Genomic DNA, 24,446 nt, shown 5'->3' on the forward strand with positions numbered 1-24,446 from the left:
AACTGTTTGACTGCATTCATGATGAACTCCGTAAGTTAGTTGAGAGAGTGGATGACTTCAACTAAAACGGGGTTCAGGTTTTAGGTACTGCGTTGTTTCTGTACTGCCGATGAAAGACATTCTACGCGTGCCGTCGCCAGCAAACATCCGACAAACGTCACTTTGTTCGATGACATTTGTCACGCCTGACATGCAAAAAAAATCCGGGCCGAAGCCCGGACAAATACTAAGGAGCTTACTACGAGGAGACTGTGAATCAGGAGGACTTGATGAGGCCCGAAATGTAGGTCAGCGAAGCGGTCAGCTTTGGTCCCAGGATCGCCAGGCCAGCGGTAATCGCAGCGGCGATGGCGGCGGCCATCAGGGCGTATTCGATGGCGGTGATGCCGTCTTCGTCGCGGATGAAATGTTTGATTGCGTTCATGATGCGTCTCCTTGAGAGATAGTCAATGTTGTGCGGGGATTACGACGATTTGATCAGACCGGAGATGTAGGTCAGCGAGGCGGTGATCTTTGGTCCCAGGATCGCCAGGCCGGCGGTGATCGCGGCGGCGATGGCGGCTGCCATCAGGGCGTACTCGATAGCGGTGATGCCAGCTTCGTCGTTGATGAACTGTTTGACTGCATTCATGATGAACTCCGTAAATTAGTTGAGAGAGAGGGTGGCTTCAACTAAAACGGGGTTCAGGTTTTAGGTACTGCGTGTACGACTCGGTGCTACTTGTGTGCTGCCGATGAAAGACATTCTACGCACCCCAACGCCAAGAGACATCGGACAAACGTCACGATTTGCAGTGACATTTGTCACCCTGCATTTACGTGCAGCGTAGTCTGTGTCTTGCACCTCATCCGGTTAGCCAGTGCCCCTGGAACGGCTTCGCCAATGGTCCAGAAACCATTGTTGTAGTTCCAGAGGGGCGCCGGCCTTTCCGGTGTATTCCTGCGTATCAGGTTTTTAATGTCAACCAGTAGCGGCAAGGCTTCCGCAAAATAGGCATGGGCCGGGATATCGTCTGGAATAAACGACACGACGTTGTCGATCCCTTTAATCATGACCTGTGGCACATCGCCGCAACCCACGCGCGGATAGGCGTGCACCAGCCCTGAGGCGTGTACCGCATAGTCATAGGGCGACAAATACACTGTGGTCCGCTGCGCCACTTTGAGATAGTTGGGACCGAGTTGCGCGAACAGGTCACGGTCAACGTCTGCGGCGGCCAGAATAATCTGACCGAATTGCATGTGCTGTGCTGCCGAGGCATTTTCCAGGCTGGCCACGATGGTGCGCAGTAAGGCGCGGTTTCCCATGCTGTGAGCGATCACATGGACTTGGCGCGTACCTGCACCTTGTATCACGCTTTGCAGAAAAGTCCGAAGATAGATTTCGCTGGCGTCGACAGTGGCCTCATCGACGGTGTACTGATCAATTGAACTCCGCGCGGCCCACGAAAAAAATATCATATTGTTTTCCGGGACATCCAGGTCCGCGCCGATTTGCGCCGCGCGAATCGCCGCATCATTGAAAGAGTTATTAAAGCCATGGATAAAAACCACAACATAGTCAGATTGGGTCTGGCGGATGTTGCTCAGGCTGCGTTGCATCAGCCCTACGAAGTCGTCCTGACTGCGTAAGGGGGTGATCTCTTGCACGGACAGATGGGTATCGCTGCGCCACGGCCAGATGGCTTTCTTTCCAAGCGAGCCCGTGACATGACCTTTGGGAATCTTGACCATCACTTTGCCATAGTGAACCTGTACATCGCGCTGATCCGAATAAGTACCGTCGCCTGAGGGCGCTCTGGTGGTGCCATACAACACCGGATATTGACGGTCTTCCTTGGTCTCTTCGGCGGATACGGTTGCCGGGGGCGTGAGGGAGGCTAATTCGGCGCTGGAGATTTCGCGTGTGCCGAGCGTGCTGCAGCCGGCAAGCACGGTCGTACTGACTGCCAAGATGAGACGCACCAGGTACCCCATGATTATTCTCCCGATTTATTATGGATTTGTTTTTACTGGCGAGCCCCATCATAGTATGAATAATAAGATGGAAAACTCACCAATATTTTCAGGGAGAAGTAGCACCAAAAAAAATCCGGACCAGGTCCGGATTCAAGCAGGGGGGCAGGGCGGTGATTACGACGACTTGATCAGGCCCGAAATGTAGGTCAGCGAGGCGGTCAGCTTGGGACCCAGCACCGCTACACCAGCGGTGACTGCGGCGGCGATGGCGGCTGCCATCAGGGCGTATTCGATGGCGGTGATGCCGTCTTCGTCGCGGATGAAGTGTTTGATTGCGTTCATGATGCGTCTCCCTCTGTGTGGTCAGTGTGTTTGAATTACGACGATTTGATCAGGCCGGAAATATAGGTCAGCGAGGCGGTGATCTTCGGCCCCAGGATGGCCAGGCCGGCGGTGATCGCGGCGGCGATGGCGGCGGCCATCAGGGCATACTCAATCGCGGTGATGCCAGCGTCGTCGTGGATGAAATTTTTGACTGCGTTCATGATGGACCTCGTTTAAGTAATTGGTGTGAGAAGACTGGGTGGCAGCGGCTTTATCTAAAACGGGGTCCGGGTTTCATTGCTACGTTTGTGCTGCCGATGTAAGACATTCTACGCACCACACTGTCACGGCACAGCGGACAAACGTCCTGATCTGCGGTGACATTTGTCACCAATTCTCACACTCTGCAGGCAAAAAAAATCCGGACACGGTCCGGATGGCATGGGAGCCTGGCGACGGTTAAGCCGTCATGCCGTGCTTGGTGGCATACACATACAGCTCCAGCCGGTTGGCCACGCCGAGCTTCTGGTAAATCGTGGTCAGGTTGTTGCGCAGCGTGGGTTCGGCAATGAACAGCTTGGAGGCCAGCTCCTTGTTGGGCGCGCCATTGCCTTCCACCACCACGGCGACGATCTTGCGTTCCTTGGGCGTCAGCGAGGCGATGCGCGCCGCTTCCGGATCCGCCTTGGGCGGCGCCGACAGCTGGCCCAGCAGCGCGTTCATGAGTACCGGATCGAGGCAAGTCTCGCCGCGCGACACGGCGCGGATACTATTCAGCACCACATCGGCCGGCGCTTCCTTGCTGACCACGCCGCGCGCGCCCAGCTTGACCGCCTGCGTCAGCAAGCCCTGGTCGCGGTTGCCGCTGAGGATCATGACCTTGGCGCCGCTCGCTTGCAGCAACTGCGGCAGAATCTCGATCGAGCTGCGGCCCTCCAGGTCGAGGTCGAGCACGATCACATCGGGCTTCAAGGCGCCGCCCTCCTGCAGCGCGGTGTCGTTGTTGTGGGCAGTGCCGACCAGTTGCAGATCGTCGCCGCCGCCCTCGATGAGCTTTTCCAGGCCCCACAGCATGGTCTTGTGGTCGTCTACCAGCATGATGCGGATAGGAGTCGTCATAGTGTGCCTCGGTCAGTTATACCGGGATGGCGATGCTGACGGCAGTGTAGCCAGAAGCCGAACAGTCAATCGCAATGGTCCCGCCCAGCGCAGCAGTGCGCTCGGCCAGCGATCCAGGCAGGAATGGGGCCGATGGACCTTCAGGGCTTTCGTTTTCGATGCGTATCCGCAGCTGGCCGTCAGCGTTGCTCAGGCTGATCAGCCCCGTGCGGGCACGGGTATGTTTACGTATATTGTGCATGCCTTCATTCACGATCTGGAACACTTCCGCCGCCAGCCGGTCGCTGATGGTCAGGCCATCCTCGGCCTGTATCGTAATCTGGATATCGTAGAACTCTTGCACCTGCTGCGCCTGCCGGCGCAAGGCCACCAGCAGTTCCGCATCGGTGGTGGCCGCGCCTTGCCGCACATTGCGCGCAAACTGCCGCATATCACCGATGACCTGGGTGGTCATGTCGAGCAGTTTATCAAGTTCCGCAGACACCGGGTGGTCCGCCTGCAAAGATTGCCGCACCGCGCTGATGCCATGCCGCAGTCCGATATACGGCTGGATGGTGGTGTCGTGCAGGTCGCGCGCGATCTTCTGCCGCTCGCGGAAGGCGGCGTCCGAGGCCAGCCGGTCGAGCAGCACGATGTTCTCGATGACGGGAAACACCTGCGCGGCCAACTGTTGCAAAAATACCGCATCGGCGCGGCTGAAGCGGTGCTGGTCCGACACCACGTAAATCCGTCCTTCCCCCTTGCGCAAGGGCAGCGGCGCGCTGACGAAGGAACTGGCATCGAGCAAGTCGATGAGCTGTTCCACCTGCTCCGGCGGCAACGGCTGCCAGCGCGTGGCGTCCGGCGCGCGCTGGCGCGACTCCAGCGAGCCAGGCAAGCGCGGATGCAGCGCGGCCGCATACTGCACCAGCGCCTGCGGCGCAAACACCAGCAGCGGCGCGGCCGCGCCTTCCGGCAGGCGCGCCAGCGAGGTGCGGCCGTCCGGCGCACCGGACGAATGCAGCTGCCACAGCTCATCCGGCCCGTCGCGCATGAGCAGCACGCAATTGCTGGCGTGGTAGAAGTCGCGCGTCTGGATCAGCATGGTGGCAATGGTCTGGTCGACGCCGAAGCGCGGATTCGACAGCCGGCTCACATCGCGCAGCAGGCGCAGCCGGCGCCGCTGGGCCACGCCCGTGCCGCCCCAGTAGGCGATCATGTAGCCGAGCGCCAGCACAAACGCGGTGCGCAGCAGCAGGTGGCCTTCGTTGATATTGCTGTCGGACAGCCAGGTGGCAAACGCCAGGGCCAGCGTGGCGCCCAGCGTGATGCGCGCGCCTTCGTCAAAGCCCCACTGGAACGAGGCGGTCAGGATTACAAAAAAGAAGAACGGAAAGAAGAAGCTGTTGCCGCCGCCGGTGCAGTACACCATGAGCGCATACCAGCCGAGGTCGATCCAGTACACCGCCTTGCCATGCCAGAACGGATTGCGGTGGCGCCGCGCGGCCAGCAGCAGCGTCAGGCTGTGCAGCAGATAGGCGCCAAAGATCAGGGAGCTCAGCAAGGTACGCTCGCCGTAGCGGTTGCCCAGCTCGCCCGGCGCCACAAACAGCGTCAGGATCGCCGTCAACGCCAGCACCAGCCGCATGACAAACACCATGGACGCGCCGACGGCGTCGCCGCCCGTGCGTGTAGCGTTGGCCCTGCTGCTGTCTGCTATCACTGCGGTGTCTCCTGCATACAAGCAAACTAAACGAAGTAGCGATTCGATAGTTGTTGCGAACACAATCGAGTCTACGCAGTCGTCGCTGCAATGTCTAGCCGGAGCATGGTACGCTGCACCTAGGATTCACGCCCGTCCCTGGCGGGCGCCATGTTTTTGATGCCTTTAAAGAACATTAAATAACTAGGCGAAAGAAAATGAATCGCGTTAGAATCACTTACCGTCACCTCATTCCTGTGGCGCTGCCGCCGGCCCATTGCGCGCCGGACAGCCCGACGACAGTGCCGCGCCATCTGCGCTTCCGCCTGTGTTTCCCTGTTTTGCAACCCGACCGTCTCACGGACGCAACATCATGAATGTGCCTGCCTTCCTGCGCCGCCAACGTGGCTCGGCTGTCGTCGAGATGGCCATTGTTGCGCCGGTCGCCTTCCTGCTGCTGATCGGCGTGATCGAGTACAGCATCCTGTTCTACACCACGCTGGCGATGCAGTACGCGGTGCGCGAAGGTGCACGCTACGCCATCACCGGCCGCACCGACAAGGACCCGGCCACCAGCAACCAGCAACGCTACCTGGCCGTGATCCAGGCCATCAAGAGCAATTCGATGGGCATGTACGACAGCGTCAATCCGGTGATCTCGGTCAACGGCACCAGCTACGCCAGCAGCAGCGCGTATTCCGCCACCATGTTCGGCAACGCCGGCGACATCGTGGTGCTGCGCCTGGACTGCACCTGGAAGCTGGCGACGCCGATCGTCGCGGCCTTTTTCCCGAATGGCGAATACAAGTTCACCGTGGCCGCCACCATGCAGAACGAGGCCTTCTGATGCCACGCCTGCCGCCCCGCCAGCGCCGCCAGGGCATCGCCGCCGTCGAGTTCGCGCTGCTGCTGCCGATCCTGCTGGTGCTGCTGATTGCGCTGCTGGACATGGCGCGCGGGCTGCAGGCCAATATGATCCTGGTTAACCTGAGCCGCGAAGGCGCCAACCTGGCCTCGCGCGGCAAGCTGCAGCTGTCGGACAACGCCCAGACCATCATCGGCCAGGTCGCGGCCTCGGCGCCGCCGCTGGACATGAACAAGCTGGGCATGATCTACATTACCCGCATCATGGGATCGACCTCGGGCGGCACCACCAAAAGCATCGTGCTGGAGCAGTACCGCTGGGACGACAGCGTCAACAACCGCGGCTACCGCGTCAGCAGCTATGCCCCGGCCAGCAAGATATGGTCATGCGCCAACTGGGCCAGCGGCACGGCCGGCACCTGCGTGGTGCCGAGCGGCAGCAACGCGCCCGTGGTGTCCATGATGAGCGGCCAGCTGCTCGATGGCGAAGTGATTTATGTGGTCGAGGTCTACTACAAGTTCAACATGCTGTTCCAGACCTTTACCTTCGGCAGCTTCAGCACGCCCACGCTGGGGCCGGAGTTCTACTCGATGACGGTGTTCTGACATGGCTACTACCCTGCAACGCCAGCGCGGCGGCATCACCGTGATGGTCATTATCTCGCTGACCACCTTGCTGGCCGTGGTCGGCCTGGCGTTCAGCGCCGGCATGAGCTATATCGTCAAGGCCAAGCTCAACGCCGCCACCGACGCCGCCGGCCTGGCCGCCGCGCGCGCCATCAGCAACGGCGCCAACCAGAGCGAGCAGACCGCCAACGCCAAGGCCGCCGCCCAGCGCTTCTTCTACGCCAACTTCCCGGCCAACTACCTGATGTCCAGCGCCACGCTGAACGATGTCGGCGTCTCCTTCAGCGGCAGCGAAGTGACGATTACCGTCAGCGCCTCGGCCACCATGCCGACCGCGCTGTTTGGCGGCTTCAATACCGGGCCCATGTCGCCCGGCGTGCTCACGGAAACCAAGCGCAAGGACCTGGACATGATCCTGGTCATGGACACCTCCGGCTCGCTGGCCGGCTCGGCGGCCAATGTGCGCAGCTCGGCAGTCACCTTCCTGGGCCAGTTCAACAGCGACCGCGACCGCGTGGGCCTGGTGCACTTTGCGTTTGGCTCCATCGTTGACGACGCCATCCGGCCGATTGCGCGCGGCTTCGACCGCACCACCATGACCAACCACATCAAGGCCTTCTCGTTCAGCGGCGCCACCGCGTCGGCGGAGGGTATGTACACCGCGCGCCAGCAGATCAACAGCGTGCCGACGGCCAACCTCAACCGCTCGAACCTGCGCGTGATCGTATTCTTCTCGGACGGGGCGCCCAACTCCATCGGCGCTTACCTGAACTGGAAGACGGCCGGCACCTGCACCCAGCCCGGCGTGGTCTACACCGACGACGACGGCTCGGGTGCCCCGGCCGGCCTGTTCAAGCTGGACCAGCAATATGACGACATCGGCGGCAACTGCACACCGTCCGACTTGCCCAGCAAGGTGACCTCGTTGCCGGACTGGTACAACGCACGCAACCCGGCGACGTCGCCCAACGATCCCACGCTGCGCGAGTTCCCCATCGTCACCACCTCACCGCGGGTGGTGACCAATGCGCTGACCTACGCCAATGTCAACCGCGCCGCGCGCAACCTGGTGGAAGCGATGGCGTCGAAATCGCGCGACGAAGGGATTTATGTGTTTACGCTGGGGCTGGGGTCCAGCCTCAAAATCGCCACCGGCTATGATGGCGAAAAAGGCGAGGACACCCTCAAATGCATGGCCAACACCGTCGATGCGCCGGCGCGCTGCTTCAACGCCGCCAAGCCGGTCGGCGTGTACTGCTTTGCCGCCACCCAGGCCGACCTGACGCCATGCTTCTCAAAGCTGGCGTCCGCCATCCTGCGCATCTCCAAATAGTTCGGGGTCAGTGCCGACATTCGGACACGGGCTCGGCCGTAGCAGCCGCTACGGTCGAGCCCGTGTCCGAATGTCGGCACTGACCCCGAACTGGGAGGGGGGCCTTACTTGCGCACGTAGGAGGTCAGCTCCCAGCTGTCGCGGTTGTAGATGCGGCCTTGCCAGTCGGTGTCGCGGTAATCGAGCTTGACGAAGTTGTTCAGCTCCGGCACGAACCACACGGTTTCCGTGAGCTGGCCGCTGCCGTTCTTGGTGAACGTGTCCTGGGCGCTGTAGGTGGCTTCCACCACGATTTTCAGCGCATCAAATTCGCCGGCCGGCACTTTGACCTTTTCCCAGTCCAGCACCTTGCCCTTGATCTGGTAGCGCCAGTTCTTGCCCTGCTTGGGGTTGTTGCCGGTGACATCGCTGTTCCATTCCTTGCCCGGCGCCAGCGGGAAAGCGTAGCGCGCAAACGACGGCGCAAAGTGCATGGCGCCGCGGTCGACCGGATTCATTTCCGGACTGAACAGCTGGGTGCTGATCAGGGCGCCGCTGGCAGCGCGCTTGACGTCAACGTGGATGCCATTCTCATCCACGGCCGTCACTTCCATCCGATTGGTGTTGCCTTTCACACCCTTCCAGACATCGGTGTACTGGTAGGTCCACGAATCACCGACGGCAGGGGCCGGGGACGATACCGATTCGCGGCTGCCCGCCTGCGCCAGGGCGCACGGCAGGATGAAACAGAGCACTGCAAACGAACGTTTGATGGTCATGCTGTCTCCTTTGTTGTGATTTGTTTATTGACTATATCGCCAACATTGAAAGAGTGCTAGTAGCAGTGCAGCAAAAAATAATGATTAGGAGTCTTGATTAATTATGCCGAAGTGATATGCTTCGCTCTCGGCAACGGCGCATGCAGCGCCGTTTTTCAGATGTAATATATTTAGGAATCCTAATCAATAAAGGCATGGTATGAAAATTATTCCGCTCATCGCAGCAACAGTTTTGAGTGTTTGGGCACTGGCGGCACAGGCCCATGACGAGCACAAGGGGGGCATCGCCACCACCTCGGCGCCGGCGGTCAAGGCGCCGTTTGACATCGTCCACACCAAGATCACGACCGAAGGCAACCTGGCCATCTTCCACATGGCCGTCTCGGGCAAGGCCGGCCAGTCCAAACCGGGCAAAACCGGCAAGCTGGCGGGCAGCAGCGTGTTTTCCTATGTGTGGCCGACCACCATCGACCCGTCCGTGGTGGGCTTCGATAAGGGCGCCGGCATCCTGGCCTTTGCCGTGACCTCGCACCCGGATTTCGACGACACCCCGCTGTACGATGAAAACGGCGACGGCATCCTCGGCAACGACGGCGATGTGTGGCACTCGCACTGGGTGGTGCTGAAACCGGACGACAGCTGCGGCAAGGGCGCACTCAAGGTGGTCGACATCCCCGAAGGCAGCAAGCCGAAACTGCCGCGCACCTGGCCCGGCCTGCCGCTGCTCATCGACAGCCCCGGCTACACGCCCGTGTTCAAGGGCCAGACGGTGGAAGTGAAAGTGCCGTTTGACGACATCGGCGTGGTGCATGCGTCCGGCTTTGACGGCGTGACGGCGGCATTGCGCGTCAATGCCAGCGTGCACAATCCCTTGCTGTGCGTGGTCGATGTCTTCAAGGTTGCTTCCGGCAAGCTCAGCCTGCCGGGCAAGGTCAACCAGTAATCACCAGCGCATGGTCTGGATGAAGTCGACAAACGCCCGCAGCGGTGCGGGCAGGTAGCGGCGGCCCGGATAGTACAGCATCGGTCCCTGGAAGGCTGGCCACCAGCGTTCCAGCACCGGCACCAGCTCGCCGCGGTCGAAGTAGGGCTGCAGCCAGTCTTCAAACAGGTAGACCAGTCCTGCGCCGCCCACCGCCACATCGACTTTCAGATCGGCCGCCGCGCCGAGGTTGACGATGAGCGGGCCGCTGGGCTCGATCACCACCTTCTTGCCCTTGTGCTCGAACTCCCACGGCGGCATGGTGCCGCTGTTGAAACGGCCGCGCAGGCAGATGTGGTGCAGTAGGTCTTCCGGCTTTTTCGGCGTGCCGTGTTCCTGCAGGTAGGCGGGCGCGGCGGCCAGGGCAAAGCGCTGCTCGCGCGGGCCGATCGGCATGGCCACCATGTCCTGCTCCATGCGTTCACCGTAGCGGATGCCGGCATCGCAGCCGGTGCGCAGCAGATCGACAAAGCTGTCGTCCACAATCACCTCCAGCGTGATGTCGGGGTAGGCCTTGTGAAACGGCGGCAGGATGCGCGGCAGCACCAGCTTGGAGGCACTGGTCGGCACATTCAGGCGCAGCCGTCCGGCGGGGCGGTCGCGGAAGCCGTTGACCACATCCATGGCCGTGGTCACCGCATCCAGCGCGGGCGTGAGCTGCTCCAGCAGGCGCTGCCCGGCATCGGTGGCAGCCACGCTGCGCGTGGTCCGGTGCAGCAGACGGACACCGAGGCCCGCTTCCAGCCGGCGTACCGCTTCGCTCAATTGCGACGGGCTGTTGCCGGTCTTGCGCGCCGCCTCGCGAAAGCCGCCGTTTCTCGCGACGGCGACAAACGCGCCGACATCCTGTAAATCCGCCATGGGTGATTGTCCTGTTTTTCGCACAAGCTGTGCGATTGTGCTGTATTGTCGCACAGCGCAAACGCTCCTAGACTGTGTCCATCAACCCGTCTAAAGGAGAAACACAATGCGTACTTTCCAACTTGGTGACCTGACTGTCAAGCGCATGGGCTACGGCGCCATGCAACTGGCTGGCCCGCACGCGTTTGGCGCGCCGCAAAACCGCGAGGAAGCACTGGCGGTGCTGCGCGAAGCGGTCGAGAGCGGCGTCAACCACATCGACACCAGCGATTTTTACGGTCCCCACATCACCAACCAGCTGATCCGCGAAGCGCTGCATCCGTATGCCGACGACCTGGTCATCGTCACCAAGCTGGGCGCACTGCGCGGCGCGGATGCGGCGTGGCTGCCGGCGCAGTCGCCGCAGCAACTGGAATCGGCCGTGCACGACAACCTGCGCAACCTGGGCCTGGACGTGCTGGACGTGGTGAACATGCGCCTGATGTTTGATGTGATGAACCCGGCTGAAGGCGATATCGAAGCGCACATCACCACGCTGGCGGAACTGCAGCAGCGCGGCCTGATCCGCCACATCGGCCTCAGCAACGCGACCGCGCAGCAGGTCAGGCAGGCACGCGGCATCGCCAACATCGTCTGCGTGCAAAACCACTACAACCTGGTCCATCGTCACGACGACGCCCTGATCGATGAACTGGCCAAGGCGGGCATCGCCTACACGCCGTTCTTCCCGCTGGGTGGCTTCTCGCCGCTGCAATCGACGATCCTGGCCGAGGTGGCCGCTGAGCTGGACGCGACGCCGATGCAGACGGCGCTGGCCTGGCTGCTGCAACGTTCGCCGAATCTGCTGCTGATCCCCGGCACCTCGTCGCGTACCCATTTGCGCCAGAACCTGGCCGCCGCCGAGCTGGTACTGCCACCGGAGGCCGTGAGCAAGCTAAATAGTGTGATTACCTCAGTATAAGAAAAGTCGTTTCATAATACGGGATGCGGCATGGTGGACTGCCGCATCTTTTTTCTCATTTTTTGAAAAGGCGTTTCGTATAGCAAAAAACCATATCTATCTAATTGAAAAATAAGGAATTAAATTAAGTTATATGTCTTATATAAGACTTGGTGCAACGCATCAGAATGGCCTACTATTTAGTCATGCAGTTCGGCACTCGAAGACTTACTAATTCCGCTTTTTTCTTTTAGGAGATACACCATGTCCCAGTACCAAGACGACATCAAGGCAGTTGCTGGTTTGAAAGAGCAACAAGGTTCTGCCTGGAACGCCATCAATCCCGAGTCCGCCGCCCGCATGCGCGCCCAGAACAAATTCAAGACCGGTCTGGACATCGCCAAGTACACCGCCAAGATCATGCGCGCCGACATGGCTGCCTACGATAAAGACCCATCGAAATACACCCAGTCGCTGGGCTGCTGGCACGGTTTCATCGGCCAGCAAAAAATGATCTCGATTAAAAAACACTTCAACAGCACCGACCGCCGCTACCTCTACCTGTCGGGCTGGATGGTGGCCGCGCTGCGTTCGGAATTCGGCCCGCTGCCAGACCAGTCGATGCACGAAAAGACCGCCGTATCGGCACTGATCAAAGAGCTGTACACCTTCCTGCGCCAGGCCGATGCGCGCGAACTGGGCGGCCTGTTCCGCCAGCTGGACGCCGCTGAAGGCAGCGCCAAAGCCGCGATCCAGGACAAGATCGACAACCACGTGACCCACGTGGTGCCGATCATCGCCGACATCGACGCCGGTTTCGGCAACGCCGAAGCGACCTACCTGCTGGCCAAGCAATTCATCGAAGCAGGCGCCTGCTGCATCCAGATCGAAAACCAGGTATCGGACGAGAAGCAGTGCGGCCACCAGGACGGCAAAGTCACCGTGCCGCACGAAGACTTCCTGGCCAAGATCCGCGCGATCCGCTACGCCTTCCTGGAACTGGGCGTGGACGACGGCATCATCGTCGCCCGTACCGACTCGCTGGGCGCCGGCCTGACCAAGCAGATCGCCGTGACCAAGGAGCCAGGCGACCTGGGCGACCAATACAACGCCTTCCTCGATTGCGACGAAGTGTCGGCCGATGCACTGGGCAATGGCGACGTCATCATCAAACGCGAAGGCAAACTGCTGCGTCCTAAACGCCTGCCAAGCAACCTGTTCCAGTTCCGTTCGGGTACCGGCGAAGCACGCTGCGTACTGGACTGCATCACCTCGCTGCAAAACGGCGCCGACCTGCTGTGGATCGAAACCGAAAAACCACACATCGCCCAGATCGGCGGCATGGTCAGCGAAATCCGCAAAGTGATCCCGAACGCCAAGCTGGTGTACAACAACAGCCCATCGTTCAACTGGACCCTGAACTTCCGCCAGCAAGTCTACGATGCCTTCAAAGCCGAAGGCAAAGACGTGTCGGCCTACGAGCGCGCCCAGCTGATGAGCGTGGAGTACGACACCACCGAACTGGCGATTGCAGCGGACGAAAAAATCCGCACCTTCCAGGCGGACGCCGCCCGTGAAGCCGGCATCTTCCACCACCTGATCACGCTGCCGACCTACCACACCGCCGCGCTGTCGACCGACAACTTGGCCAAGGACTACTTCGGCGACCAGGGCATGCTGGGCTACGTGGCTGGCGTCCAACGCAAAGAGATCCGTCAAGGCATCGCCTGCGTCAAGCACCAGAACATGTCCGGTTCGGACATCGGCGACGACCACAAAGACTACTTCAGCGGCGATGCAGCGCTGAAAGCCGCCGGCAAAGACAACACCATGAACCAGTTCCACTAATCCGGTTCCGCCCCAACCAGGCCCGCCACTTCGGCGGGCTTTTTTTATAATAACTCCGGGGTCAGGTCCGTCATTGCTACACGAGCTCGACACTAACGCGGCGCTACGGCTGAGGGCGTGTAGAAATGACGGACCTGACCCCGGATTCCTTGTTTATGCGGACACTACAGGCGCCTGGCCGGTGAATTGTCCGCTGACTGCTTCCTGCAAAATAAAGGCAGCGAGATCGGCGCGCGATAATTTGCTGGTGCAGCCCGGCTGCAAATCTGTGCCGACGCGATAGCGGCCCGTCTGCGCGCCATTGCTCAGCATCGGTGGCCGCACCAGTGTCCAGCGCATGCCGCTGTGACGGACCAATACTTCCATCGCGTCCTTGTCGCGCATTTTGCGGGCGATGACTTTGCGGATCAGGCGAATGAAGGTGGAGTCCTGCGCGCTCTCCAGTGCGCCATACGCGCTGAGGGCAATCAGCCGCTGCGTGCCTGTCGCGTTCATCGCCTGCAGGATGCTTTGCATGCCGTTGCTGCAAACCGGCGCTGGATCACCGCTGCGCATGCCGAGCACGCTGATGACCACATCCGCTCCTTGCACCACGGATTGCATCGCTTCCGCTTGGTTCAGATTGCCGATGACGATATGCGCTCCCGGCAAGCTGCTCGCAGTCCTCGCCAGGGCCGTGACTTCATGCCCGGCTTGCACAGCCTGCTCAACCAGATGGCGGCCTGTTGCGCCGGTGGCGCCGAAGATAGCCAGTTTCATTGCGCTTCTCCCAGGACGGCAACGGCGGCGGCGGTCAGTCCCGGCGCGCTGGCCAGGAAGGCGCTGCTGCTGGTATGCCACGGTGCGCCGTGCAGATCGGTGATGCTGCCGCCAGCTTCGGCGACCAGCAAGGCGCCTGCCATGAGTCCTGAACGGACCTGGCTGTGTTGCCAGAACACGTCCTGGCTGCCGGACGCCACATGGATCAGCTGTAGCGTGGCCGGCACGGACACGCGTACCACCAGCGCCGCTTGCAGCATGGCGCTCACGGCCGATCCGATGCGCTGATAGGTTGCCGCGCCTTCGTCCGGGGTGGCTTGGCCCGTGCCCACCATGGCGGCCCGCAATTCGGTTTTCTGCGACGCCTGCAGGCGCCTGCCGTTGAGATGGGCGCCGCCGCCTGCGCTGGCGGTGTAGACGTCGCCTGTCATCGGCAGATAGACGGCTGTCAGCACTGGCGCATTGTCGCGCACCAGTGTGGCGGTGACACTCCATTCGCCGAGTCCGTGGATATGGTTGATCGCGCCTTCGACAGGATCGACCACCCACCATTCGCCGCCGGGCAAGGCGCCGCTGCCGCTTTCGTCTTCGTCCCAGCGGGCAGCAGGGAAGACTGGCGATAGCTGCGCGCGCAGAATCCGCATGGAGATGTCGTCGTTGGCCTGGATCAGGCCGACAATGTCTTGACGGTCTTGCGGACGGGAGGTGATGGTGAAACGGGATTTGATGGCGTCACCTGCGGCCTGGACTGCGGCGACGACTTGATTGAGCTGATGCATAAGTGGACTCCTGAATGCGTCCAGAGACTGGAATTAGCTCTTGACGTGGTCAGGAAATAATATGAGCATAAGCTCATATGAACAACTCGCAATCCCGCAAGGCTGCCGCGCGCGGCCTGGCGCCAAGAAAGGCGCCATCCCAGTCCCGTTCCGCGCAGACGGTGGAGACGATATTGGAGGGGGCAGCTCACATTTTGGAGCAGCTCGGGCTGGAAGGCTACACCACCAATGCCATCGCGGCCAAGGCGGGCGTCAGCATCGGCTCGCTGTATCAGTACTTCCCCAGCAAGGATGCTGTCACCATCGCGCTGATCGAGCGCGAGTCGTCCGAACTGGTGCGGGAAGCCAAGGCAGCCTTGCTCGGCGACGACCGGCGCAGCGCCCTGCGCCAGCTGATCGAGATTGCCGTGCGCTACCAGCTGCGCCGTCCCAGACTGGCAAAGCTGCTGGACTTTGAACAGGACCGGCTGGCGCCCCTGCTGCCAACCTCCGGCAACGTCGCTACCCTGCACACCGCGCTGGTCGACTTCCTGAACGGCTGGCCAGGCGCCAGCGCCCGCCAGCCGCAAGTCGCCGCATCTGACCTGATGGCGATCATGAGCGCTCTGACCGACAGCGCTGGCCGCAGGGGGACAATGGATGCGGCAAAACTGGCCAACAGCATTGAAGGCGCCGTGCTGGGCTATCTCGCCGAAACGACCACCGGCTGATCGGTGGGGGCGAGGATGCTCGTGAGTTCTTCGTAGAGGAAGCTGGTCAGCGCCTTGATGCGGGCGGTGTCTTTGAGGTCGCGATGGGTAAGTAGCCACAGGCCGGTATCAAAACGCGGGTCTGGTTCGGTGATGCGTTGCAGACGGCGGTCATTGTCGGCGAGGTGACACAGGAGTGGCGCCATGCCGAGGCCTTCGCGCGTGGCGTCGGCCATCGCCAGCAGGCTGTCGACGCGCATGCGGACGCGTTCGGGCGGCACTGTCTGCGCCAGCCAGCGCGCCTGCTCCAGGTGCGCCAGCGTGTCGTCCAGTCCTATCCATTCATGCGCGGCCCAGTCGTCTGTGGCGATGCCGCGTTTGACGGACGCTTTCAGATAGCTGCGCGAGGCGTAGATGGCGCTGGAGAGTTTGCCCAGCTTGCGGCCGACCAGCGTGTCGGGCGGTGTATTGGACGGCCGCAGTGCGACGTCGGCTTCGCGCCGGTTCAGATTCAGGAAGGCATTGTTCATCACCAGTTGCAGACGCACGCCGGGATGCAGCTGCTGGAAGCGCGCCAGGGCCGGCATCAGCATGCTGCGCGCCAGCGTATCGGTGGTGGTGATGCGGATTTCTCCGCTCAATTCCTGATCGTGTCCGCCGACCGCGCTGTGTGCTGCCGCGATCTGTTCATCCACGCCTGCCAGACGCGCCTGTAATGTCTCGCCCGCGGCTGTCATGACGTAGCCGGACTGGAAGCGTTCGAACAGGCGCGTGCCGAGCGCGCGCTCCAGGCTGTCCAGCCGGCGCAGTACGGTGGAGTGATTGACGTCCAGCGCACGCGCGGCTGCGGACACGCTGCCCGCCCGTGTCATGGCCACGAAACAGCGTAGATCTTCCCAATCCAGGTTATGCATTTTTGCGGAATGATTTGGTGAATTTCGCTAATTTTAATGCGTTTTCACACGGGGCATACTGGCTTCATCCAATCACGAAGGAGCTTGACCATGATGACCCTGTACACCGCCAACACGCCCAACGGCCAGAAGGCCACGATTGCCTTGCAAGAGCTGGAACTGGCCTGCGAGGTGCGTCTGCTGAATCTCGGCGCCGGCCAGCAGCACGCGCCCGAGTTTGTGGCGATGAGCCCCAATCACAAAATTCCGCTGCTGGTAGACGATGGCCAGGCGATCTTTGAATCCGGCGCCATCCTGATTCATCTGGCTGACAAGGCAGGCCGCCTGCTGCCGAAAGATGGCGCGGCACGCAGCACGGTGCTGCAATGGCTGTTCCTGCAGGTGGCGAGCGTGGGGCCGATGCTGGGCCAGTTGTGGTGGTTCCGCCATGCGTGCACCGAGCGTAATGAACAGGCGCTGGACCGCTACGGTAACGAAGTGCGCCGCCTGTACGGCGTGTACGAACAGCGCCTGGCCAGCAGCGCCTATCTTGCGGGTGACGATTACAGCATCGCCGATATCGCTACCTGGCCGTGGCTGGCGTCGCACACGGAGCTGGGGCTGGACATGACGGCCTATCCCGCCATCTCGGCATGGCTGGCGCGGATCGCGCAGCGCCCGGCGACGGTACGCGGCATGGCGATCGCGAAAGGAGACTGAGATGGCCTGGCTGATCCTGCTGGCCGCTGCGCTGGTGGATATCGCCATGGCGGTGGCGCTGAAATATGCGGAAGGCTGGACGCGCTTCTGGCCCAGCGTCGCCGGCCTGGTCTTTGCCAACGGCGCCATCGTATTGCTGACGATCGCGCTCCGGCAGCTGCCAGTCGGGACGGCGTTTGCGATCTTCACCGGCGTGGGCGCGGCGGGTATTGCCTTGATCGGCATGGTCACGTTCGGCGACAGCGCCAGCCCGCTGCGGCTGTTGTTGATCGCGACAATTATCGCTTGCATCGCCGGCCTGAAATGGACGGCAGGAGTAAGATAGCGCAGCCGCGTAATGTGCGCGGAAAATCAGGAAAGGTCAGATCCATGAAAACTGTATTGTTCTTGAAGTCTGCGCTCGCCACGCTGGCGGTCGCGCCCTTGCTGTTGTCCATGCCCGCGCAGGCGCAAGCGCCTTCGCCCGCTGTCGCCGCGGCGGTTGCCGACAAAACGCGGCCGGAAAAAGACACCCAGCAGGATGCGATTCGCCGTCCGGCGGAGCTGATCGCCTTCGCCAACATCAAGCCGGGCGATGTGGTGATGGATGTGTGGCCGGGCGGCGGTTACTGGTCGCGTGTGTTCTCCACGCTGGTCGGACCGAAAGGCAAGGTGTACGCGTACGTGCCGGCTGAAATCACCGGCTTCAAGTCCGACCCGCTGGCATTGGCGAAAGCGATTCCCGCCGAGCCAGGCCACGGCAATGTGGAAGCGATTTCCTACCCGGCCGCCGAGCAGCCGCAGTCCGATATGTTCAACAAGGTGGATGTGGTCTGGACGTTTGAGAACTACCATGACCTGTACGACAGCTTCATGAAAGGCGCCGACGTCAACGCCTTCAACCAGGCTGTCTTCAAGCGCCTGAAACCGGGCGGCTACTACATCATCGTCGACCATGCTGCGGTTGCAGGCACGGGCTTGAAGCACACGGAAGATCTGCACCGTATCGATCTGGCGACCGTCAAGGCGGAAGTGCAGAAGGCAGGCTTTGTGCTGGACGGCGAATCCAGCGTGCTGGCCATCCCTGGCGATGACCACCTGCTCAAAGTGTTCGATCCCGCAGTACGCGGCAAGACCGACCGCTTTGTACTGCGCTTCAAAAAGCCGTCACGTTAAGATAGGGGAAACTAATGCGGCGGAGGGTTTGCAAACCCTCCAGCTGCAACACTGGATACGGGCAGCGACAAGGCAAGCGACCCCGCCATTGAAAAGCGGCGCGCAAAAGCACTGGCGGTGAAGGACTGGATCATGCGTGAGCTGATTGACGACTACCGCGACTAGATCATGGTTGGCCTGGTAGTGAGTACGCAAAAGGGCTATGGCCGCAACCTGATTCGCATAGAGTCCCGCCTAGGCGCGTATATGGCGACGCAGGTAGTGACTAGTTCGCTTACTATCGATAATGGCGGCAAGCGAATTTGAACGGATAGCGCACTAAAACTTCGTCACAAACTCCCTCAGCGTTGGAAGCAGGTCCTGGTCCACAAGCCGGGTTTCTATGGCGTTTGCCTTCTTCACGTGTTCTGGGGCATTCACATCGAACGTGTCAGCGACCGTTACGATTAAGGTTCCTTGTTGCTTTTTCCCTTTGTCGTCCATGATGGGAATTACATGGGCCGCTTCCGGCACCTGTGCTGCCATGACCGTGTAGGGCAGGTAAATCATCCAGCCTGCCGATGGGCGATCTGGGAATATTTTTTTGTCGCTATAGTCATCTGGGTCAACCTGTACAAGCATGGGCCTCCAGATAGCGATAATTGTTTGTACCAGCTTCACGACATTGCGGTAGTCTTTTAGTGCGGCGATACCCTTGCTGCTGAAGTCCAGATTGGAAGGGATGTAGCCGGTGTCCAGAGTTGTGGTGAAGGCCATTCCACCTTCGCCCTCTGTTCCGTTCCAGACGCCCAGATTTCTGAGGTCTGAAGCAAGATTGGCTTTGTCCGCCTTCGCCATGGCAATTGCCGCAGTGCTCGGACCTCCGTCGCTGAATGCTTTGTTCAGGCGCGAGTTTGCCTCTGTGTCGGCAGGGGGGAACCATTCGTCGAGTGGCACGTTTATAGTCTCAAGAAACTTGGCAAGCCTCCAAAGGCTTTCATAGTGTTCCTCGATGGTGGGTAAGCTGGCACCTGCTCGAAAGTTCGCGCTAATTGTCAGATATTGGCTCATGGCGTTAAAAACGTAGTGATGGGAGGAATTGAGCCTCGAATCTCTTGCTGAAGTAAGAATGGCTCAAGGGCTAACAGCTGACTAACGAAAAGCCGCCATTATCGATAGTCAGCGCTAAGCGAATTTGAACGGATAGCGCACTAAAACTTCGTCACAAACTCCCTCAACGTTGGAAGCAGGTCCTGGTCCACAAGCCGGGTTTCGATAGCGTTTGCTTTTTTTACGTGGTCTGAATTATCGACATCGAATGTGTCCGTGGTCGTAATGATCAAGGTGCCTTGGTGCTTCTTACCATCGGCAGCCATGATTGGAACGATCTGTGCTGCTTCCGGCACTTGTTTTGCGCTTACCTCAAACGGGAGATAAATCATCCATCCCACCGGCGGGCGATCAGGGAATATTCGGTGCTTGCTGTACCCGCTGGGTGCCACTTTTACTAACATAGGATTCCATATGGTGATCACAGCTTTAACGAGCGTGACCACATTCCTATAGTCGATAAATTCGGTAACCGCATCGGCGCTAAAATCCAGATCTGATGGAATGCGGCTGGTATTATAGGTCGCCGTGTATGCTATTGCACCCTCGTCATCCTTACCATTCCAGACCCCCAGTGTACGAAGATCGGATGCGCGACTGCCCTTGTCAATCTTCGCTAGCGCGAGTGCAGCAGGGCTGACCCCACTGGGAAAAAATGCCTGGTTTAACAAGGAGTTTGCCTCCGTGTCCGCTGGCGGGAACCAACCGTTGATCGGTTGGCCCACTGTTTCCAGAGATTTGGCGAGCTTCCACAGATCATTGTACTGGTCGTCGATTGATGGAAGACTGGTGCCAGTCCGAAAGTTTGCGCTAACAGCGAGATAGAGACTCATGGGGGTAAATGCGTAACAATGAGTAGTAGGGTCTTTGGCGAGTACGGCGCCCAAGTACGCGCGTAGGGCACTGAGCTTACTTCTTTTCGACGGTGGACTTCCAATACGGGGCGTTTAAGTGGGAAGAACCACGAATCGCCACTGTGTGCGAATTTCGGTAGATTCGGAAGGGAAGGAGGGACCCAAGCAGCTACACCAAATCGTGCCGCAGGTCCCGTCGCTGTTCTGCTTTATCCCCGTTATATGTTGTCCCGCTAGTTCAATGGTGGGGTCTAAATCTAAGGGTAGTATGTCACATCAAAATCACGTCGTACTGCTCCTGATGGTAGCTGTTTTCGACTTGTAGCGAGATCTTCTTGCCGATGAAGTCACCCAGCATCGCAAGGTGCTGGGATTCCTCTTCCAGGAACATGTCCACCACTTCCTGCGAGGCGAGGATGCGGAATTCGCGTGGGTTGAACTGCTTGGCTTCACGCAGCAGCTCGCGCAGGATTTCGTAGCAGATGGTGCGCGAGGTTTTGACCTGGCCACGGCCATTGCATGCGGGGCAGGGCTCGCACAGGATGTGCGCCAGCGATTCGCGCGTGCGCTTGCGCGTCATTTCCACCAGGCCCAGTGCCGAGAAGCCGCTCACCGACACCTTGGTGCGGTCGCGCGACAGGGCTTTCTTCAACTCCGCCAGCACCGCGTTGCGATGCTCGGTGTTTTCCATGTCGATGAAGTCGAGGATGATGATGCCGCCCAGATTGCGCAGACGCAGCTGGCGCGCAATCGCGTGCGCCGCTTCCAGGTTGGTCTTGAAAATCGTGTCCGCGAAATTGCGGCCTCCGACAAAACCGCCCGTGTTGACGTCGATGGTGGTCATGGCCTCGGTCTGATCGACGATCAGGTAGCCGCCGGATTTCAGGTCCACGCGGCGGCCCAGCGCGCGCAGGATTTCCTCTTCCACGCCGTACAGGTCAAACAGCGGACGTTCGCCCGTGTAGTGGTGCAGCCGTGGCAGCACGCCCGGCGTGTAAGCCTGGCCGAACTCCTGCAGGTTCACATAGTTTTCGCGCGAGTCGACCTGGATGGTGGCCGTTTCGTCGTGCACGAAGTCGCGCAGCACGCGCTGCGCCAGGCTCAAGTCCTGATGCAGCAAGGTGGTGGCAGGCCTGGTGCGTGCGCCGTGGGTGATGGCGGCCCAGGTCTTGCGCAGGTATTCGACGTCGGCGGCGATGTCGGAGTCCGACGCATCTTCCGCCTGCGTACGTACGATGTAGCCGCCTTTTTCTTCCTTCGGCAGCAGGTTTTGCAGGCGCGTGCGCAGCGCTTCGCGGTCCGCTTCCTTTTCAATTTTCTGCGAGATGCCGATGTGGCCATCCTGCGGCAGGTAGACCAGCATGCGGCCGGCGATCGAGATCTGCGTCGACAGGCGCGCGCCCTTGGTGCCGATCGGGTCTTTGATGACCTGGACTGTCAGCACCTGGCCGTCGAACAGGGTTTTTTCAATCGGTGTGGGCGGCGTGTTGCTGGCGCCGTCGTGCGACCGCGCTTCCCAGATATCCGCCACGTGCAGGAACGCCGCGCGCTCCAGGCCGATGTCGATAAAGGCCGATTGCATGCCGGGCAGTACCCGCACGACCTTGCCGGAGTAGACGTTGCCAGCCAGGCCTCGGGTGAGGGTACGCTCGATGTGGAGTTCCTGCACGGCGCCCTGCACGATGAGGGCGACGCGGGTTTCCTGCGGAGTGATATTGATCAGGATATCTTCATTCATGCCCCGATCATACACGGGCCTCAGGGCAGGGGCAAACCCGCCTGACGCAGCAGTTGCACGGTTTCGTAGATGGGCAGGCCCATGATGCCGGAATGGCTGCCGGCGATGTGTTCGATGAATTGCGCCGCCGGGCCTTGAATGCCGTAGCCGCCGGCTTTGTCGTATGGCTCCGAGGAGGCGCAGTAGGCCGCTATGGCCGCCGGTGACAGCACGCCAAAGCGCACCTCCGACACCTGCGTGATCTGGCCCGAGAACGAGGGCGACGCCACCGCAATCGACGTCAGCACCTGGTGCGTGCGGCCCGACAGCTGCTGCAGCATGGCGCTGGCTTCGGCCGGATTGGCCGGCTTGCCGAGAATCGCGCCATCGATGGTGACGGTGGTGTCGGCCGACAGCACGGCGCGCGGCGCCATGCGGCGTTTCACCACCAGGTCTGCGGCAAACGCCGCCTTCTCACGCGCCACGCGGGCGACATAATCGAGCGGCGCTTCGCCGGCATGCACTTCTTCGGTGACGTCGGCGCCACGCGGGCCGTCGCTGCGCAGCAGCAGCAATTCAAAGTCGATGCCGACCTGGCGCAGCAGCTCGCGGCGCCGCGGACTTTTTGAGGCGAGATAGATCTTCTTTTCGACCGGCTTCATGTCGTTATGTTTTAAACGCGGTGATAAGGGTGGTTCTGCGTAATGGTCCAGGCACGGTACAGCTGCTCTGCCAGCATCACGCGCACCATACCATGCGGCAGCGTCATACTGGAAATCCGTATCAAACCTTCCGCGCGCGCCTTCAGCGCAGGATCGAGACCGTCGGCGCCGCCGATCAGGAAGGCCGTGTCGCGGCCGTCCTGCTGCCAGGCTTCCAGCTGCTGCGACAGGCCCACCGAGGTGAGGTCCTTGCCGCGTTCATCGAGCGCAATGATGCGCACCGATTTCGGCAAGGCCGCTTCGATGCGCTCACGCTCCAGCGCCATGGCGGTAGCCGCAGTCTTGCTGCCCGAACGTTCGACCGGCTTGATTTCCTTGAGCACGATCTTCAGTTCCGGCGGCATGCGCTTTACATACTCGGCGTAGCCGGTTTCGATCCAGGCCGGCATTTTATGGCCGACCGCAGCGATGATCAGCTGCATACAGATTTACTCAGCCGCTTTTTTGATACGCTTGATGACGGTCTTGGCCGGCGCTTCTTCCGCCTTCGGCTTGGCTGCGCGTGGCTTTGGTGCTGCTTTCAGTGCTTTGACGGCTGCGACGGTGGCCTTTGGCGCACCGACCTTGATCTTCTTGCCAGCTGGGACGGCGGCCGGTTTGGCAGCGGCTTTCTTGGCGGTGGTGGTGGCTTTTGCAGCAGCCGGCTTGCGCGCGGTGGTCTTCTTTTCGATCACGGCTTCAGCGGCAACCGCCTTTTTACCAGCGGCCAGGTGGCTGCTGATCTTCTTCGGTGCGTCGGCTTCTTCGCCTTCCTTGGTCGACTTGCGCTTGGCGGCGCCCAGTTTGACCGGCTTGTCGCCCCAGATTTCTTCCAGGCGGTAGTAGGCGCGGATTGGCGCTTGCATGATGTGGACGATGATGTCACCCAGGTCGACCAGCACCCATTCACCGGTGTCCTCGCCTTCCATGCCGTAGACTTCGCCGCCGGCGGCTTTGACCTTGTCGCGTACCGAGGCGGCCAGCGCCTTGGTCTGGCGGTTCGAGGTACCGGAAGCGATCGCGATGCGGTCGAACAGGCTGGTCAGGTGGGTGGTGTCGAACAGGGCGATGTCTTGGGCTTTAACGTCTTCGAGAGCGTCAACGACCAGGGTTTGCAGTTTTTTGATGTCCATTAGCTTTTGTATAGATGGTGTTGTTCAATATAGTCTAGCACTAGCGGCGGGATAAGCGAGTTTGCCTGTTCCCCCCGTTGTAATGCCGCACGTATCTGGGTAGCGGAGATATCCACCGCGAAGTCTTGTGCCAGATAAGTCAGACCATGCGGCGTGTTACGGATTTGTTCAGGCGTCGCCAATCGCTTGGAAAACGCCTCTGCCACCGCTGGCGGCAAGCCAGCAGTCGCAAGGTTATAGCCGGGGCGCGCAGCCACGCAGATATGCGCGTAGCTGAACAACGCCTGCCATTCGTGCCAGGTGTCGAGCCGCTGCAACTGGTCGGCGCCCATCAGGAAGGCGATGGATGCCTGCGGCCCCAATTCGTCGCGCACATTGCGCAGCGTATCGATGGTGTAGGTGGCCAGCCCCTGGGCGCCACGCGCGATTTCCTGCATGTCCACCGCCACGCTGAACGGCTGGCCGGCAAACGCCAGCGCCACCATGTCGGCGCGTTGCTGCGACGAGGCTTTCAGCGTGGCTTTCTGCCACGGCAGTCCGGTAGGGATCACGCGCAACTGGTCGACCTGCAGCAGATTGGCGAAATACCCGCCCAACGCGACGTGACCTAGATGCACCGGATCGTAGCTGCCTCCCAGCAGTGCGATGCGGTATGCCATCG

29 protein-coding genes are annotated in these 24,446 nt (G+C 60.6%); 10 read left to right on the top strand and 19 right to left on the bottom strand.

The genetic code is table 11. The features are described 5' to 3' along the window. Positions 1–256: 256 nt before the first annotated feature. The 7 genes from BUA36_RS27285 to BUA36_RS27315 form a co-directional block, all read right to left on the bottom strand. On the bottom strand, positions 257–424 hold the full coding sequence (locus BUA36_RS27285; protein ID WP_072788862.1) for a Flp family type IVb pilin: 168 nt from the start codon (positions 422–424) through the stop codon (positions 257–259). A gap of 39 nt (positions 425–463) precedes the next feature. Continuing rightward, positions 464–631, bottom strand: coding sequence for a Flp family type IVb pilin (locus BUA36_RS27290; protein WP_072788867.1), 168 nt, complete (start codon positions 629–631; stop codon positions 464–466). A gap of 173 nt (positions 632–804) precedes the next feature. Then, the gene (locus BUA36_RS27295) at positions 805–1,977 is read right to left on the bottom strand and encodes an alpha/beta hydrolase (RefSeq protein WP_072789749.1); all 1,173 of its coding nucleotides are present in this window, start codon (positions 1,975–1,977) and stop codon (positions 805–807) included. A 156-nt stretch (positions 1,978–2,133) separates the two neighbouring features. Further along, positions 2,134–2,301, bottom strand: a complete 168-nt coding sequence (locus tag BUA36_RS27300) for a Flp family type IVb pilin (protein ID WP_072789752.1) — start codon at positions 2,299–2,301, stop codon at positions 2,134–2,136. Positions 2,302–2,336: 35 nt separating this feature from the next. Beyond that, entirely contained in the window at positions 2,337–2,504 is a 168-nt protein-coding gene (locus BUA36_RS27305) for a Flp family type IVb pilin (RefSeq protein WP_072789755.1), read from the bottom strand. Positions 2,505–2,742: 238 nt separating this feature from the next. Next, complete coding sequence (locus tag BUA36_RS27310; RefSeq protein ID WP_072789772.1) at positions 2,743–3,402, bottom strand: response regulator; 660 nt, start codon at positions 3,400–3,402, stop codon at positions 2,743–2,745. Between the two features lie 16 nt (positions 3,403–3,418). Further along, entirely contained in the window at positions 3,419–5,104 is a 1,686-nt protein-coding gene (locus tag BUA36_RS27315) for a sensor histidine kinase (protein WP_072789776.1), read from the bottom strand. A gap of 352 nt (positions 5,105–5,456) precedes the next feature. Between BUA36_RS27315 and BUA36_RS27320 the strand changes: the two genes are divergently transcribed. The 3 genes from BUA36_RS27320 to BUA36_RS27330 are packed head-to-tail and all read left to right on the top strand — an operon-like array spanning position 5,457 to position 7,907. Then, positions 5,457–5,930, top strand: coding sequence for a TadE/TadG family type IV pilus assembly protein (locus tag BUA36_RS27320; RefSeq protein ID WP_072789779.1), 474 nt, complete (start codon positions 5,457–5,459; stop codon positions 5,928–5,930). Further along, the gene (locus BUA36_RS27325; RefSeq protein ID WP_072789782.1) at positions 5,930–6,553 is read left to right on the top strand and encodes a TadE/TadG family type IV pilus assembly protein; all 624 of its coding nucleotides are present in this window, start codon (positions 5,930–5,932) and stop codon (positions 6,551–6,553) included. Before BUA36_RS27320 ends, BUA36_RS27325 begins: the two co-directional genes overlap by 1 nt. A 1-nt stretch (position 6,554) precedes the next feature. After that, a complete protein-coding gene (locus BUA36_RS27330) occupies positions 6,555–7,907 on the top strand; it encodes a vWA domain-containing protein (protein ID WP_072789785.1) in 1,353 nt (450 codons plus the stop codon). A gap of 104 nt (positions 7,908–8,011) precedes the next feature. Here BUA36_RS27330 and BUA36_RS27335 read toward each other — a convergent pair whose 3' ends face one another. After that, on the bottom strand, positions 8,012–8,665 hold the full coding sequence (locus BUA36_RS27335) for a DUF3108 domain-containing protein (protein ID WP_072789788.1): 654 nt from the start codon (positions 8,663–8,665) through the stop codon (positions 8,012–8,014). 232 nt (positions 8,666–8,897) lie between these two features. Here BUA36_RS27335 and BUA36_RS27340 point away from each other — a divergent pair, with 232 nt between their 5' ends. After that, positions 8,898–9,608, top strand: coding sequence for a hypothetical protein (locus BUA36_RS27340; RefSeq protein WP_229255828.1), 711 nt, complete (start codon positions 8,898–8,900; stop codon positions 9,606–9,608). Here BUA36_RS27340 and BUA36_RS27345 read toward each other — a convergent pair whose 3' ends face one another. After that, positions 9,609–10,508, bottom strand: a complete 900-nt coding sequence (locus BUA36_RS27345) for a LysR family transcriptional regulator (protein WP_072789794.1) — start codon at positions 10,506–10,508, stop codon at positions 9,609–9,611. A gap of 106 nt (positions 10,509–10,614) precedes the next feature. Here BUA36_RS27345 and BUA36_RS27350 point away from each other — a divergent pair, with 106 nt between their 5' ends. Together BUA36_RS27350 and BUA36_RS27355 are read left to right on the top strand one after the other, a co-directional pair. Continuing rightward, the gene (locus BUA36_RS27350; protein ID WP_072789797.1) at positions 10,615–11,469 is read left to right on the top strand and encodes an aldo/keto reductase family oxidoreductase; all 855 of its coding nucleotides are present in this window, start codon (positions 10,615–10,617) and stop codon (positions 11,467–11,469) included. Positions 11,470–11,712: 243 nt separating this feature from the next. Then, complete coding sequence (locus BUA36_RS27355; protein ID WP_072789802.1) at positions 11,713–13,296, top strand: isocitrate lyase; 1,584 nt, start codon at positions 11,713–11,715, stop codon at positions 13,294–13,296. Positions 13,297–13,449: 153 nt separating this feature from the next. Here BUA36_RS27355 and BUA36_RS27360 read toward each other — a convergent pair whose 3' ends face one another. After that, complete coding sequence (locus BUA36_RS27360; RefSeq protein ID WP_072789805.1) at positions 13,450–14,055, bottom strand: NAD(P)-dependent oxidoreductase; 606 nt, start codon at positions 14,053–14,055, stop codon at positions 13,450–13,452. Beyond that, a complete protein-coding gene (locus tag BUA36_RS27365) occupies positions 14,052–14,834 on the bottom strand; it encodes an inositol monophosphatase family protein (RefSeq protein WP_072789808.1) in 783 nt (260 codons plus the stop codon). The genes BUA36_RS27360 and BUA36_RS27365 overlap by 4 nt, the downstream gene beginning before the upstream one ends. A 77-nt stretch (positions 14,835–14,911) precedes the next feature. Here BUA36_RS27365 and BUA36_RS27370 point away from each other — a divergent pair, with 77 nt between their 5' ends. Next, entirely contained in the window at positions 14,912–15,544 is a 633-nt protein-coding gene (locus tag BUA36_RS27370; RefSeq protein ID WP_072789811.1) for a TetR/AcrR family transcriptional regulator, read from the top strand. On the opposite strand, the gene BUA36_RS27375 is transcribed toward BUA36_RS27370, so the two are convergent. After that, on the bottom strand, positions 15,517–16,437 hold the full coding sequence (locus BUA36_RS27375) for a LysR family transcriptional regulator (protein ID WP_072789813.1): 921 nt from the start codon (positions 16,435–16,437) through the stop codon (positions 15,517–15,519). The two genes, BUA36_RS27370 and BUA36_RS27375, sit on opposite strands and share 28 nt — an antisense overlap. Before the next feature lie 90 nt (positions 16,438–16,527). Here BUA36_RS27375 and BUA36_RS27380 point away from each other — a divergent pair, with 90 nt between their 5' ends. Genes BUA36_RS27380 through BUA36_RS27390 form a run of 3 tightly spaced genes read left to right on the top strand, consistent with a single transcriptional unit; the run spans position 16,528 to position 18,291 of the window. After that, positions 16,528–17,136: a glutathione S-transferase family protein gene (locus BUA36_RS27380; RefSeq protein ID WP_072789817.1), complete on the top strand. Its 609-nt coding sequence runs from the start codon at positions 16,528–16,530 to the stop codon at positions 17,134–17,136. 1 nt (position 17,137) lies between these two features. Beyond that, positions 17,138–17,461: a DMT family transporter gene (locus tag BUA36_RS27385; RefSeq protein WP_072789821.1), complete on the top strand. Its 324-nt coding sequence runs from the start codon at positions 17,138–17,140 to the stop codon at positions 17,459–17,461. A 44-nt stretch (positions 17,462–17,505) separates the two neighbouring features. Further along, a complete protein-coding gene (locus tag BUA36_RS27390; RefSeq protein WP_229255830.1) occupies positions 17,506–18,291 on the top strand; it encodes a class I SAM-dependent methyltransferase in 786 nt (261 codons plus the stop codon). Positions 18,292–18,609: 318 nt separating this feature from the next. Here BUA36_RS27390 and BUA36_RS27395 read toward each other — a convergent pair whose 3' ends face one another. From BUA36_RS27395 to BUA36_RS27425, 7 genes are all read right to left on the bottom strand, one after another. After that, the gene (locus tag BUA36_RS27395; RefSeq protein WP_072789824.1) at positions 18,610–19,341 is read right to left on the bottom strand and encodes an Imm52 family immunity protein; all 732 of its coding nucleotides are present in this window, start codon (positions 19,339–19,341) and stop codon (positions 18,610–18,612) included. Positions 19,342–19,481: 140 nt separating this feature from the next. Further along, entirely contained in the window at positions 19,482–20,213 is a 732-nt protein-coding gene (locus BUA36_RS27400) for an Imm52 family immunity protein (RefSeq protein ID WP_072789828.1), read from the bottom strand. A 292-nt stretch (positions 20,214–20,505) separates the two neighbouring features. Further along, positions 20,506–21,972 (bottom strand): ribonuclease G, encoded by a 1,467-nt coding sequence (gene rng / locus BUA36_RS27405; protein WP_072789831.1) that lies wholly within the window; start codon positions 21,970–21,972, stop codon positions 20,506–20,508. Positions 21,973–21,992: 20 nt separating this feature from the next. Then, a complete protein-coding gene (locus BUA36_RS27410; protein WP_072789834.1) occupies positions 21,993–22,613 on the bottom strand; it encodes a Maf family protein in 621 nt (206 codons plus the stop codon). An 11-nt stretch (positions 22,614–22,624) separates the two neighbouring features. After that, positions 22,625–23,095, bottom strand: coding sequence for a 23S rRNA (pseudouridine(1915)-N(3))-methyltransferase RlmH (gene rlmH / locus BUA36_RS27415; protein WP_072789839.1), 471 nt, complete (start codon positions 23,093–23,095; stop codon positions 22,625–22,627). Positions 23,096–23,101: 6 nt separating this feature from the next. Next, a complete protein-coding gene (gene rsfS, locus BUA36_RS27420) occupies positions 23,102–23,785 on the bottom strand; it encodes a ribosome silencing factor (RefSeq protein ID WP_072789842.1) in 684 nt (227 codons plus the stop codon). After that, complete coding sequence (locus BUA36_RS27425; RefSeq protein WP_072789845.1) at positions 23,785–24,444, bottom strand: nicotinate-nucleotide adenylyltransferase; 660 nt, start codon at positions 24,442–24,444, stop codon at positions 23,785–23,787. Before BUA36_RS27425 ends, rsfS begins: the two co-directional genes overlap by 1 nt. Positions 24,445–24,446: the final 2 nt, after the last annotated feature.

Origin of the sequence: Duganella sacchari (genome assembly GCF_900143065.1) — a bacterium.
GTDB lineage: Bacteria > Pseudomonadota > Gammaproteobacteria > Burkholderiales > Burkholderiaceae_D > Rugamonas > Rugamonas sacchari.